The sequence below is a fragment of the Amycolatopsis sp. NPDC026612 genome, from assembly GCF_040638285.1.
Lineage (GTDB): Bacteria > Actinomycetota > Actinomycetes > Mycobacteriales > Pseudonocardiaceae > Amycolatopsis.
The window spans coordinates 174,329-187,040 of the sequence record NZ_JBEZYB010000005.1 but is presented as its reverse complement, the minus strand read 5'-3'; the positions used below and the strand labels follow the sequence as shown (position 1 = coordinate 187,040).

The window sequence follows — 12,712 nt, the reverse complement described above, 5'->3', positions numbered from 1 at the left end:
ACCGTGGGTGCCGTGACCACAACCATCACCGGCGCCCGCGTCTTCGACGGCGAGCGCCTCACCGACCACACCGCCGTACGGATCGCGGACGGGTGCCTCACCGCGGTCGGCGACGACACGCTCCGGCGCCCCGGCGACGAGCACGTGGACGCCCGCTGCGCCACCCTGCTGCCCGGGCTGATCGACGCCCACGTGCACCTGCTGCCCGGCGCGCCCCGGCAAGCCCTCACGTTCGGCGTCACGACCGTGCTCGACATGTTCAGCAAGCCGGACACCGTCCGGGCGGCCCTGGCCGACGCGGCCGGCCCGGACGCCGCCGACGTGCGGTCGTCCAGCGTCGGGGCCACGGCGCCCGGCGGCCACCCGAGCATGATGTACGCGCCGTTTCCGGCCGTGACCGGGCCGCGGGATGCCGAGCGGTTCGTCGCCGACCGCGTCGCCGAAGGCGCGGCGCACCTCAAGGTGCTCTACGACGACGGCACCGGCGGACCGATGCCGATGCCGTCGCTGGACGTCCCGACGATCGCCGCGCTCGTCGAGGCCGGGCACGCGGCGGCCCTGATCGTGGCCGCCCACGTGTCGACCGCGCGCGGGGCGGTGGACCTGCTGCCCACCGGGGTCGACGTGCTCGCGCACGTACCGTTCGACGCGCTCAGCGGCCCCCAGGTCGACGCGATCGCCGCGGCGGGCGTCGCGGTGATCTCGACGCTGTCGGTGGCCGACGGCTTCCCCGGCGACGCACTGCTCGGCGAGCCTGCCCTCGGTCCCCGCCTGGGCCCGGAGTGGCGCGCGGTCCTCGACCGGCAACGGCGGCGGTGGTTGCCACCGCAGCTGCCCGACTTCGCGGCCGCGCGGACCAACGCCCGGCTGCTGCACGAGGCAGGCGTACCGCTGCTGGCCGGGACGGACGCGCCCAATCCGGGCACGGTCCACGGCGCGAGCCTGCACCGCGAGCTGGGGCACCTCGTGTCGGCCGGGTTTTCGCCGTCCGCCGCGCTCACCGCGGCGACGGCGCGGCCGGCCGACGTGTTCGGCCTGGCCGACCGCGGCCGGATCCGCCCGGGGCTGCGCGCGGACCTCGTCCTGGTCGCCGGGCGCCCCGACGAGGACATCGCCGCGACGCAGGAGGTCACGGCCGTCTGGAAGCAGGGAGTCCGGGCGGACCTGGACGCCTACGTCGGATCGGCCGAGGAGCAGGCCGGGCTGGGCGCCTTGCGGGCGCAGACCGAGAAGGTGATCGCTGCCGTCCGCGCCCGGCTGGGCGTGGAGCTGTGAGCCCGATCGAGGTCCGGCGCGAGGAGGACAGCGAGCTCCTCGGCCACCTCCGACGGACGGGGTCGGGCTGGGAGCCGGTCACGGTGTTCCACGCGCCGCTGGCCGGACCGGCCGGGCGCGACGAGGCCGAGGAGATCGTCCGCCGCGACGGCCTGTCGTGCCTGAGCGACCCGTGGTGGGTGGAGGAAGCGCCGGACCGGTGGACAGAGGCACGCATCCAGGAAGCCCACCCGGACCGGCTGCGGGTGCGCTGGGCGGACCCGCTGGCCGACCAGCCCCCGCACGGCCACTGGATCGACCCGCGGACCGTCCGCGTCCGGCGGCACCGGCCCTGAGCCCACCCGGCGTCCGGCACCGGAGCGGTCGGCGGCTGATCGGTACGCAGGTGGCTCGCCGACCTGCACGACCACCCGGCGACCTGGCCGCCGGGCCGGATACCAGCTACCGGCAGGTGCAGACAGCCCTGTACGACCACCCGGCCGTCGCGGCGGCAACGGCTACCAGCGGGCGTGCAGGCAGCCGCCGCCCTGCGCGCCTACTCGCCCGCCGAGGCGGCGGCCGCCGAAGCAGCAACTGCCGGAGTCAGCGTCGCGTGCGCAGGTAGTCGCCGACCACCGCTGCGCCCAGGCCGTCCAGGTCCGGGGCGATCACCCGGCCGCCCGAGCGGCGGGCGATCAGGTCCACGAAGGACGTCAGCCGCGGGTCGTCGCCGAGGCGGAACACCGAAATCGATGCACCCAGTTTGGCCAGCCTGTCCACTTCGGACAGTGTCTTGAGGAGGGTCCGGGGCTGCGGTGGGTAGTCGAAGATCGCTTCGCCGTCGGGCTCCAGGTGCGCCGTCGGCTCGCCGTCGGTGACCATCAGGACCACCGGCTGGGCGTCCGGGTGCCGCCGCAGGTGCTGCCCGGCGAGCAGCAGCCCGTGGTGGGCGTTGGTGCCCTGCTCCCACGCGCCCTCCAGGCCGACCAGCTCCGGCAGCTCCACCGACTGCGCGTACCGACCGAACGTGATCAGCTGCAGCGCGTCGTTGCGGAAGCGGGTGCTGATGAGCTGGTGCAGCGCGAGCGCCGTGCGCTTCATCGGCAGCCAGCGGCCTTCCGACACCATCGACCACGACGTGTCGACCAGCAGCGCGACCGCCGCGCGGGAGCGGTGCTCGGTCTCGACCACTTCGACGTCCTCGACGTCGAGGCGCACCTGCCGCTCCCCCACCGAAACCGACCGCAGCACGGCGTTGCGGATGGTCCGCGGCACGTCCCATGGCTGCATGTCCCCGAACCGCCACGGCCGCGACGCGCCGGTGGGCTCACCCGCCGCGCCCGCCGACTCGGTCTCGCGTTCGCCGGTCTTGCCGCGCAACGCGTTCACGATGTCGGACAACGCCGTCTCGCCGAGACGCCGCAACGCCTTGGGCGACAACCGGAGCGAGCCGTCGGCCGCCCGTTCGAACAGGCCCTGGCGGCGCAGCTCGCGCTCCAGTTCGGCCAGCCGGCGGGCGTCGACGCCCGCGTCCTTGCCGAGCTGCTGTTCGAGGGCCTCCAGGTCGATGTCCTCCAGCCGGGCGCCGGGATACGACTGGCCGAGCTGCTCGGCCAGTGCGTCCAGCTCGGCGAGGTCCGCCATGGCCTGGGCGCCTTCGCCCATGCCCAGCGGGTTGTTGCCGCGGAAGCGCGCCGAGCCCGTCCAGTCCTCACCCGGCCGGGCCGCCCGCAGTTGCGCGTCCAGATTCGACAGCTGCTGCGCCAGCCGCGGGTCACCGAACGCCTGCTGGGTCAGCTCGGCGAGTTCCGCCCGCTGCTCGGCCGACATCGAGTTGAGCATCCGCTGGGCTGCCGCGGAACGCTCGGCGAGCGCGTCGATCAGCTCTTCGACGTTCTGGGGGTTCTCCGGGAAGAACTCGCCGTGCTTGCCCATGAAGTCCTCGAAGCGCTTCTGGATGTCTTCGGCGCCTCGGGCGTGCGCGGCCAGCAGGTCGTTGAGGTCGCCGAGCATCTCGTTGATCCGCTCGACGTCCTCGGGCCCGGCGTTCTGCAGCGCCTGCTTCATGCCCTGGAACCGGGACTCCATCAGCTCCTGGCCGAGCAGGTCCCGGATCTGCTGGTAGTTCTCGCGGCCCTGGTCCGAACGCCAGTCGTAGTCCGCGAGTTCGTTCACGGCCGCGGCCGTGCCCGGCGGCAGCGCGTCGAGCTGGGCCTCCCGGAACCGGGCGTCGTCGTCCGGGTCCGGGAACAGCTCCCGCCGTTCGGCGTCGAGGGCCTCCTGCAGCAGGCGCTGGACCTCCTGGAGGGTGCCGTCGAGGTTGTTGCGCCGCTGGATCTGCGAGCGGCGCTGCCAGAGCCGGCGGGTCAGCTCGTCGAGACCCGCGGTGCGCTCGGTGCCGCGCCGCAGCAGTTCCTCCAGTGCCGAGCGCGGCGACGCCCCGGCCATGACGTCGCGGCCGATCTCGTCGAGCGCGTCGCGCAGGTCGGCCGGCGGCGCCAGAGGATCCGGCCCGTCGTGCCACGGGCCGTAGGAGTAGCCGTCGGGAAGCGGGACCGCGGTCATCGGCCGTAGACGGTCGTCGTGTCGTCGGAGTCCTTGGCGAGCCTTCGCGACAGGAACAGCGATTCGAGGGCGAGTTCGACGGCGGCCGCGATGCGCCCGGCGGGCTCGTCGGCGGCGACCCCGGCCCGGCGGGCGACCTCGTGCAGCACCGGCAGCTCCGGCAGGGCTTCGAGGACGTCCTTGCCCGGCACGCGCTCGCCGGTGGACACCAGGTGGCCGTTGCCGACCGCGTCGGCCAGCGGCCGCAGGTCCAGCCCGGCGAACCGGTCGCGCGCGGTCTCCGCGATCGCGAGGCGCAGCAGGTGCACCAGGTGCTCGATCTCGCGGCCCTCTTCGCCGGGCTCGAACTCGATCTTGCCGCGCAGCACCGACGGCACGGCGTCGAGGTCGACCGGACGGGCCACCGCAGGCTCCTCCCCCGTCAGCGCCGAACGCCGCAGGGCCGCGGCCGCCACGGTCTCGGCCGCGGCGACGGCGAACCGCGCCGAGACGCCGGAGCGCTGGTCGATCACCGTCGACTCGCGGAGGTTGCGGACGAACCGGGCGAGGACTTCGAGCAGCGGCTCGCCGACTTCGGCGACGAGGTGGGCTTCCTGCCGGACGACCGCGATCTCCGCTTCGACGTCGAGGGGGTAGTGCGTGCGGATCTCGGCGCCGAACCGGTCCTTCAGCGGGGTGATGATCCGGCCGCGGTTGGTGTAGTCCTCGGGGTTCGCGGTGGCCACGAGCAGGACGTCCAGTGGCAGCCGCAGCGTGTAGCCGCGGACCTGGATGTCGCGCTCCTCCATCACGTTGAGCAGCGCGACCTGGATGCGCTCGGCGAGGTCGGGCAGCTCGTTGATGGCCACGATGCCGCGGTGGGCGCGCGGGACGAGGCCGAAGTGGATGGTCTCGGGGTCGCCGAGGCTGCGGCCTTCGGCGACCTTCACCGGGTCGACGTCGCCGATCAGGTCACCGACGGAGGTGTCTGGCGTGGCGAGCTTTTCGGTGTAGCGCTCGGAGCGGTGGCGCCAGGCCACCGGCAGGTCGTCGCCGAGTTCGGCGGCGCGCCGGATCGACGCGGGCGTGATCGGCTGCAGCGGGTGTTCGCCCAGTTCGGCGCCCTCGATCACGGGGGTCCACTCGTCGAGCAGGCCGGCGAGGGTGCGCAGCAGGCGGGTCTTGCCCTGGCCGCGTTCGCCGAGCAGCACGACGTCGTGGCCGGCCAGCAGCGCGCGTTCGAGCTGCGGCAGCACGGTGCGGGAGAACCCGACGATGCCCGGCCAGGCGTCTTCGCCGTTCTTGAGGGCGGTCAGCAGGTTGTCGTGGATCTCTTGCGCGATCGGGCGCGGTTCGTACCCGGCCGCGCGCAGGGCCCCGGCGGTGCGGGGAAGTGCGTCTGGAACAGCGTTCACCGGTTCGACGCTACTGCCGGATCGGCGGCCCGTCGATGTGGAGCGACTCCAGCGTGGGCGCGCTCCCGGCAGATCGTGCGAGCCGGTAAAATAGGGCGTCGTGTGCCGTCCCAGTGCGACTTTCGCCGTCTGGTCGAGCGCGTGGCTCAACGGGGCCGCCGCGTCCGACGATGTCCTCGATGCCCTGCTCGCGTGGGGTGAGGCCCACGATGTCGTGGCCGCCGACCCGGCCGCGGCCGACGCGTTCGAGCTCCCGCTCGCGTTCAACCGGGCGGCCACTCCGGTGCAGCTGCTGATGGCCCTGCGTTCGCAAGGAGCGAAATCTCTCCTGCTGGTGCTCCCGGTCCCCGGCGACGTCCGCGGCCTCGGCGGCGGCGGGCTGTTCACCGAAGCGGCGTTGCGCGCGGGAGACGCGCTGGTGCTCCCCGACCTCGGGTTCGGTCTGGTGCCGGAGCCGATCGCCGAAGGACTGGTGCGCTGGACGGTCTACTCGCTGTCGTCGCCGACGACCCCGGAGTACGTCCCGCTCGGCGAGGCCGAGCACGGGCTGACGGACGCGATCCGGGCCAGCGCCGGGGCGTTGCAGGCGCAGGACGTGGCTTCGGACCGGCCGGGCGTGCGTGCGGAGCTGTCGGCGCACCTGCGTTCCCGCCCGGACGTCGACTGGCCGGCCGGCACCCCGGGCCGGGCACTGCGGGTACTGCAGCGCGCCGAAGAGATCGCCGCGATCCTGGCGATCGCTTCGGCCGACGACCCGGGCGGCGCACTGTCGGCTTCGGCTTCGACGCTGCGGGCCCAGGCCCTGCGGCCGCTGTCGGACGCGGTCCGCACGGCTCGCTGCGCGGCGGTCAACGAGGCGGTGCGGGTGTTCGCGGAGCAGACCGCCCGCGAAGGCTGAGCCCCGCCGAGCGCCCCCACGCCCCATCGGGAGCCGCCGGTACCGTGGCGCGATGGTCGAGGACACCTGGGCCGCGCTGGCCGGCCAGTTCGCCGACGGTGCCTACGCCTCCGTGAAGGGGCGCGTGCGCACCTACGTCATGCACCGGCAGCTGCTGGAGCACCTGCCCGCGCCGCCGGCGTCGGTGCTCGACGTCGGCGGCGGTGCGGGCCACCAGTCGTTCCCGCTGGCCGGCGCGGGCTACGACATCACCCTGCTCGACCCGTCGGCGGCGATGCTGGACAAAGCCCGGCAGCGGCTCCGGTCGCTCCCCGACGCGGCCCGGGAGCGGGTGACGTTCGTGGAAGCCGACGGCGCGGACGCCGAAGAGGCGGTCGGCGGCCGTCGCTTCGACGCCGTCCTGTGCCACGGCGTGCTCGGGTACCTGGAGCGCCCGGAGCCGGTCCTCGACCAGCTGTGCCGGTGCGCCGCGCCCGGCGGCCTCGTCTCGATCATGGCGGGCAACGCCGACGCGGCGGCGGTGCGCCCGGCCATGGAGGGACGCTGGGAGGACGCACTGACGGCGTTCGACGCCCGCACCGAAATCGGCGTGCTGGGCCTGCCGACCCGAGCGGGCACCGTGGCCGAACTCGGCGAGTCACTCCGGGCCCGGGGCGTGGAACCGCTGCAGTGGTACGGGGTCTGGTTGTTCGTCGACTGGCTCGACCTCAGCGGAGCCCCGCCGGACGAGGCCGAAGCGGAGCGGGTGGCGGCCGTCGAACTCGAGGCAGGCCGCCGCGATCCCTACCGGCGGCTCAGCCGCGTCTTCCACCTGGTGGGGCGCAAGAAGGACTAGCGGCCAGTGCGTTTCGCCGGTTCGCAGCAGCCCACCGCACACGGCGCCCCGTTGACCGTGCACCCGGCCACCGGGAACGAAGACAGCTTCCGCGGCTGCACCCCGTGCGTGTGCTCGCGGATCAGCTCCACCACCAGCTCCGCGAACCTCGGGTCCGCACCCGCCGTCGCCGCGCGGGCGAAGGCCATGCCGTGCTCGGCCGCGCGCTCCGCCGCCTCGTTGTCCAGGTCCCAGATCACCTCGAGGTGGTCCGACACGAACCCGATCGGCGAGACGACCACGCCACGGACTCCCGCGGCGTGCAGGGCGTCGATGTGGTCGAGGATGTCCGGCTCCAGCCACGGGACCTGCGGCGGCCCGGACCGCGACTGCCACACGACGTCGTACTCCGCGATCCCCGCCTCGGCCGCCACCAGGCGCGCGGCCTCCGCGATCTGGCGCGAGTAGCGGCGGCCGCCTTCCGCGGGCGGGCCCGACGCGAGGTCCGCGCTCTCCGGCACCGAGTGCGCCGTGAACACCGTGCGGATCCCGGGCTCGTTCCCCAGCGACGCGTGAGCCGCGCGCACGCCGTCGGCGGTCGCCGACACGAACAGCGGGTGGTCGAAGAACTGCCGGATCTTCACCAGTTCGGGGGCGTCGGCGCCGACCGCCGCGCGGGCGCGCTCGATGTCCTCGTCGTACTGACGGCACGCCGAATAGCCGCCATACGCGCTCGTGGGAAACACCAGGACCCGCTTGGCGCCTTGCGACGTCAGCGAAGCCAGGGTGTCCTCGACCATCGGGTGCCAGTTGCGGTTGCCGAAGTGCACCGGCAAGTCGATGCCGGCGGCCGAAAGCTGTTTCTCGACGGCGGCCATCGCGTCGCGGTTGAGCCGGTTGATCGGCGAGACGCCGCCGAAGTGCCGGTAGTGCTCGGCGACCTCCAGGAGCCGCTCGCGCGGTACCCCCCGGCCCCTGGTGACGTTCTCCAGGAACGGCAGGACGTCGTCGGGTCCTTCCGGACCGCCGAACGAAAGCCACAGCAACGCGTCGTATCCCACCCCGTCATCTTGCCGATGTGGCGGCCCGCACGCTGAGCCGGGCTCGTTATGAATCGACCAGTCCAAAACTCTGGTAGACTGGCGGCATGGCCAGGCCACGGGAGTTCGACGAAACCGCCGCCGTCGAGAAGGCGATGCAGGCTTTCTGGGAACACGGCTACGAAGCGACGTCGACGCAGGAACTGTGCGAGGCCACCGGGCTCGGCCGTAGCAGCGTCTACAACACCTTCACCAGCAAGCGCGCCCTCTTTCAGCGTTCACTGACGCACTACACGACCCGGGAACTGGGCAAGCGCAAGGCGATCCTGGACGGGCCCGGCACCGCGGCCGAGCGGATCACGGCGGTCCTGGACACGGTGATCGAAGCCGGCCTCGGAAACCGCGGCTGCTTCGTGGTGAACACCCTCGCCGAACTCGGGCTGCCGGACGACGAGGTCGGCGCCGCCCTGCGCAGCGACACCGAACAAAACCTGGCCATGTTCGCCGAGTGCGCCCGGGAAGGCGTGCTCGACGGCAGCCTCCGCGACGGCCTTGACCCGGCCGGCGTGGCGGAGTTCCTGCTCAGCACCATCTCGGGCCTGCGGGTGATGGGCCGCCGTGGCTCGAACCGCGACGCGCTGTACGCCGTCGCCGATCTGGCGCTTTCGGCGATCGTCGCACGCTGAGACCTGACCCAGGAGCCGGGAGACCTCGCCCGAATTTTGAACTGATCGATACACAACCAAGGAGGACCCGTGCCCCTGGCTGTCTTCGTACTCGGGCTCAGCGTCTTTTCGCTGGGCACATCCGAGTTCATGATCACCGGCCTGCTTCCCGCGATGGCCGCCGACCTGCACGTCAGCATCCCCGACGCCGGGCTGCTGATCTCCGCGTTCGCCATCGGCATGGTGGTCGGCGCGCCACTGCTGGCCATCGGCACGCTGCGGCTCCCCCGCCGCGGGACGCTCCTGACGATGCTGGGCGTGTTCGTCGTGGCGCACGTCGTCGGCGCCCTCGCCGGCGGGTACGTCCTCCTGTTCGCGACGCGGGTCGTCTCGGCGCTCGCCTGCGCCGGGTTCTGGGCCGTCGCCACGGCCACGATGATCGCGCTCGTGCCCGTCGACCGGCGTGGCCGGGCGATGGCGGTGCTCGTCGGCGGGCTGACCCTGGCCAACGTCGCCGGGGTCCCGGCCGGGACGTTCCTGGGCCAGCACGCCGGCTGGCGGACGGCGTTCTGGGCAGTGGCGGCGGCGACGCTGCTCGCGGTGGCCGGGGTCGCCGCACTCGTGCCCGAGACGTCCGGTGGGCCGCTGAGCGTCCGCGGCGAACTGCGGCTCTACCGCCGCGGGCGGGTCTGGCTCGCCCTCGGCGTGATCGCGCTGGCGCAGGCGATGATCTTCGCCGCGTTCAGCTACCTCGCACCGCTGCTGACCGAGACCGACGGCCTCCCCGAAGGGTGGGTGCCCGGCGTCCTCGCGCTGTTCGGCGTCGGCGCGCTGATCGGGATCACCGCGGGCGGCAGGCTCGCCGACCGGCGGCCGTTCGCCACGCTCTACGGCTGTCTCGGCCTCGCGCTGGCGGCCCTGTTCGTGCTCGCCCTCACCACCGACGTGCTGGTGGCCATCGCGGCCGTCCTGGTCTTCGGCGTCGCCGGGTTCGGGCTCAACCCGGCGCTGAACGTGCGCGCCTACCAGGTCGCCGGCGACGCGCCCACGCTCGTGGGCGCCAGCACGACGGCGGCGTTCAACGTCGGTAACACGATCGGGCCCTGGCTGGGCGGCGTCGCGATCGACGCCGGGCTGGGCTTCCCCAGCGTCGCCTGGACCGGGATGGCCCTCGGCGCGGCCACGCTGGTCGCGCTCACGGTCGCCGCCGCAGTCCAGCGGAGCGACGACCGTGAGCCGGTGGCCGTGTGAAGCTCAGACGCCGAGGAAGTGGACCCCGCCGTCGACCATGATCATCGAGCCGGTGGTGGCGGGCAGCCAGTCCGACAGCACCGCGCAGACGCTCTTCGCGACCGGGTCCGGGTCCGTGCTGTCCCAGCCGAGCGGCGCGCGCTCGCCCCAGCCGTCCTCCAGGTCGACGAAGCCCGGGATGGACTTCGCCGCCATCGTCTTCATCGGGCCCGCGCTGACCAGGTTGACCCGGATGCCCTGCGGCCCCAGCTCCTTGGCCAGGTACCGGTTGACCGACTCGAGCCCGGCCTTCGCGACACCCATCCAGTTGTAGACCGGCCACGCGACGCGCGCGTCGAAGTCCATGCCGACGTACGACGCGCCGCGCCCCATCAGCGGCAGGCACGCCTTCGCCAGCGACATGTACGAGTACGTCGAGATCTCGATCGCGGTCTTGACGTCTTCGGCGGGCGCGTCGAGGAACGGCGCGCCGAGGCAGGTCTGCGGCGCGAAGCCGATCGAGTGCAGCACGCCGTCCAGGCCGTCGACGTGCTCGCGCACCTTGTCGGCGAGGCCGTCGAGGTGCTCTTGGTTGGTGACGTCGAGTTCGATCACCGGCGCCACTTCGGGCAGCCGCTTCGCGATGCGCTCGACCAGCGACATGCGGCCGAAGCCGGTCAGCACCACCTTCGCGCCCTCCTGCTGCGCGATCTTGGCCGCGTGGAAGGCGAGCGAAGCGTCGGTGATGATGCCGGTGATCAGCAGGCGCTTGCCTTCGAGCAGTCCGGGCACGGGTCCTCCAGGTCTTGTTCGGGTCAGGGGTTTTCGAAAGAGGTCAGTGGCCGAGGCCGAGGCCGCCGTCGACCGGCAGCACCGCGCCGTTGACGTAGCCGGCTTCGTCGGAGGCCAGGTAGCGCACGGCGGCGGCGATCTCCGACGGCTCGGCGTACCGGCCGGAGGGCACCTGGGCGAGGATCTCCTTCTTGCGGTCCTCGGGCAGCTCGTCGGTCATGTCGGTGTGGACGAACCCGGGCGCGATGACGTTCGAGGTGATGTTGCGCGAGCCGAGCTCGCGGGCCAGCGAGCGCGCGAAGCCGACCAGCCCGGCCTTCGACGCGGCGTAGTTGGCCTGGCCGGCCGAGCCGGAGAGGCCGACGACCGAGGAGATGAAGACGAACCGGCCCCACTTGCCGCGCAGCATGCCGCGGGAGGCGCGCTTGGCGACGCGGTAGGCGCCGGTCAGGTTGGCGTTGATCACGCGCTCGAACTGCTCCTCGCTCATCCGCATCAGCAGCGTGTCGTCGGTGAGCCCGGCGTTGGACACCAGCACCTCGACCGGCCCTTGGTGCTCCTCGACGAGCTTGAAGGCGGCGTCGACCTGCTCGGTGTCGGTGACGTCCGCCTGGACCCCGAAGAGGCCTTCGGGCGCGCCCGAACCACGGTGCGTGACGGCGACCCGGTGCCCCTGCTCGGCGAGGTCCCGGGCGATCGCCAGACCGATGCCCCGGTTGCCCCCGGTGACCAGAACCGACCGTCCCACTGTGTTCTCCCTCTTCTTGCCGTGCGCTGATGCCGCGCACGAGGCTATCGGCAGCGCCGCCGGGCCGCGCACCCGCGCCCGGGCTCGCCGCGACCGTCCCGAGCGGGTGTTATCAACGCGTCATCCGGTGCGCCCACGCCGACCAGCCGATCGTTTCGGAGAAGGCGCGGACGCGGTCCGCTGGACAAACAGAACTCAATCAAAGAACGCACCGGTAACCAACGGTCACCGGTGCGTTCTTCCACACAACTGATCAGTAACGTGCGACCCCGACCACAGCGGGTCACCGCGGTGGCTCGTCGTCAGCGATGATCGCGCCGTCCTCATCCTCGACGATCTCCGAGCCGTCGTCGCGGATCCACCAGCCCATCACGACCTCCGCACGATCGGTGCGATGCCGTGCTCCCGTCGATAGATCGCCTCACAGCGCGGGCACTGGTGCGGCACGCGATGTGCGTGACGGTGAGCCACCGGGCGGAACTCCGCGACGGCGGTCAGCCCGCACAGCATCGAAATTCCCTGTCCCTGGTGGATCGCACGAGCGGAGTCCCAGCCTTCCGGCAGGTCGCGGCCGATCTGCGCGAGAAGATCGTCTCCGGCGAGTTCGCGCCTGGCGCGCGGTTGCCGAGCGAACACGACCTCGTCGAGACCTACGGCGTCTCGCGGCCGACCGTCCGCGAGGCCGTCGACGTGCTGCGCGGCGAAGGTCTGGTCACCTCCGAGCACGGCCGCGGCGTGTTCGTCCGGCCGCCGGCCAGCATCCAGCGCATCGCCCGATCACGACTGTCCCGCGAAGCCCGCGAACCCAACCGCGGTGCGTTACTCGCCGACGCCGCAGCCCGCGGCTTCACGCCGTCCGGCAACGTCAAGCTGAGGTTCGAGCCTGCCGACGGACGTGCCGCCGGACTCCTCGCCGTGGAGATCGGAACGGAGCTGACCGTACGAGATCGGGTGATGCGCGCCGATGGGCTCGTGGCTCAACTCGCGGTGTCGCGCCTCCCGCGCGAGCTGACGCGCGGCACCGCGATCGAAGAGGTCGACACGGGCGAAGGCGGCACTTACGCTCGCCTCGAAGAGGCCGGCCACGCAATCGGCTCGTTTGCCGAGCACGTCGGCGCGCGGATGCCGGCGCCGGACGAGACAGCCTCGTTCCAGCTTCCCACCGGCGTTCCGGTCATCACGATCACGCGTGTCGCGTACGGCACCGACCGCCGCCCGCTGGAGATGAACGACATCGTGCTTCCGGCCAACCTGTACGAGCTGACCTACGAGTGGCCGGCCGACTGACCGCGCGTCTCCCGCAGGCCAGAGC

The 12,712-nt window shown here is 72.6% G+C and carries 12 protein-coding genes; 7 read left to right on the top strand and 5 right to left on the bottom strand.

Features of this window, described 5'->3' with window-relative positions:
* The first annotated feature begins 12 nt into the window (after positions 1-12).
* Both AB0F15_RS07860 and AB0F15_RS07855 read left to right on the top strand, forming a co-directional pair.
* The gene (locus AB0F15_RS07860; protein ID WP_360266849.1) at positions 13-1,275 is read left to right on the top strand and encodes an amidohydrolase family protein; all 1,263 of its coding nucleotides are present in this window, start codon (positions 13-15) and stop codon (positions 1,273-1,275) included.
* Positions 1,272-1,610: a hypothetical protein gene (locus AB0F15_RS07855; protein WP_360266846.1), complete on the top strand. Its 339-nt coding sequence runs from the start codon at positions 1,272-1,274 to the stop codon at positions 1,608-1,610. The genes AB0F15_RS07860 and AB0F15_RS07855 overlap by 4 nt, the downstream gene beginning before the upstream one ends.
* 247 nt (positions 1,611-1,857) lie before the next feature.
* Here the strand turns inward: AB0F15_RS07855 and AB0F15_RS07850 are convergent, their stop codons facing one another.
* Positions 1,858-3,819, bottom strand: a complete 1,962-nt coding sequence (locus tag AB0F15_RS07850) for a VWA domain-containing protein (protein ID WP_360266844.1) — start codon at positions 3,817-3,819, stop codon at positions 1,858-1,860.
* Positions 3,816-5,213, bottom strand: a complete 1,398-nt coding sequence (locus AB0F15_RS07845) for an ATP-binding protein (protein WP_360266841.1) — start codon at positions 5,211-5,213, stop codon at positions 3,816-3,818. The genes AB0F15_RS07850 and AB0F15_RS07845 overlap by 4 nt, the downstream gene beginning before the upstream one ends.
* A gap of 100 nt (positions 5,214-5,313) precedes the next feature.
* Between AB0F15_RS07845 and AB0F15_RS07840 the strand changes: the two genes are divergently transcribed.
* Positions 5,314-6,111: a hypothetical protein gene (locus AB0F15_RS07840; protein WP_360266838.1), complete on the top strand. Its 798-nt coding sequence runs from the start codon at positions 5,314-5,316 to the stop codon at positions 6,109-6,111.
* Between the two features lie 52 nt (positions 6,112-6,163).
* Positions 6,164-6,946: a methyltransferase gene (locus AB0F15_RS07835; RefSeq protein ID WP_360266835.1), complete on the top strand. Its 783-nt coding sequence runs from the start codon at positions 6,164-6,166 to the stop codon at positions 6,944-6,946.
* Here AB0F15_RS07835 and AB0F15_RS07830 read toward each other — a convergent pair.
* On the bottom strand, positions 6,943-7,986 hold the full coding sequence (locus tag AB0F15_RS07830) for a ferrochelatase (protein WP_360266832.1): 1,044 nt from the start codon (positions 7,984-7,986) through the stop codon (positions 6,943-6,945). The genes AB0F15_RS07835 and AB0F15_RS07830 overlap by 4 nt on opposite strands.
* 86 nt (positions 7,987-8,072) lie before the next feature.
* Between AB0F15_RS07830 and AB0F15_RS07825 the strand changes: the two genes are divergently transcribed.
* Positions 8,073-8,651 (top strand): TetR/AcrR family transcriptional regulator, encoded by a 579-nt coding sequence (locus AB0F15_RS07825; RefSeq protein WP_360266829.1) that lies wholly within the window; start codon positions 8,073-8,075, stop codon positions 8,649-8,651.
* 69 nt (positions 8,652-8,720) lie between these two features.
* Entirely contained in the window at positions 8,721-9,881 is a 1,161-nt protein-coding gene (locus AB0F15_RS07820) for a Cmx/CmrA family chloramphenicol efflux MFS transporter (protein ID WP_360266826.1), read from the top strand.
* Positions 9,882-9,884: 3 nt separating this feature from the next.
* Here the strand turns inward: AB0F15_RS07820 and fabI are convergent, their stop codons facing one another.
* Positions 9,885-10,652, bottom strand: coding sequence for an enoyl-ACP reductase FabI (fabI, locus tag AB0F15_RS07815; RefSeq protein ID WP_360266823.1), 768 nt, complete (start codon positions 10,650-10,652; stop codon positions 9,885-9,887).
* Between the two features lie 43 nt (positions 10,653-10,695).
* A complete protein-coding gene (locus AB0F15_RS07810; RefSeq protein WP_360266820.1) occupies positions 10,696-11,400 on the bottom strand; it encodes a beta-ketoacyl-ACP reductase in 705 nt (234 codons plus the stop codon).
* A gap of 525 nt (positions 11,401-11,925) precedes the next feature.
* Between AB0F15_RS07810 and AB0F15_RS07805 the strand changes: the two genes are divergently transcribed.
* Entirely contained in the window at positions 11,926-12,687 is a 762-nt protein-coding gene (locus tag AB0F15_RS07805; RefSeq protein WP_360267152.1) for a GntR family transcriptional regulator, read from the top strand.
* The last annotated feature ends 25 nt before the right edge of the window (positions 12,688-12,712 follow it).

Coding starts and splice junctions, on each gene's coding strand:
- AB0F15_RS07850 (WP_360266844.1), bottom strand. CDS start 3,819: ATGACCGCGGTCCCGCTTCCCGACGGCTACTCCTACGGCCCGTGGCAC.
- AB0F15_RS07835 (WP_360266835.1), top strand. CDS start 6,164: ATGGTCGAGGACACCTGGGCCGCGCTGGCCGGCCAGTTCGCCGACGGT.
- AB0F15_RS07825 (WP_360266829.1), top strand. CDS start 8,073: ATGGCCAGGCCACGGGAGTTCGACGAAACCGCCGCCGTCGAGAAGGCG.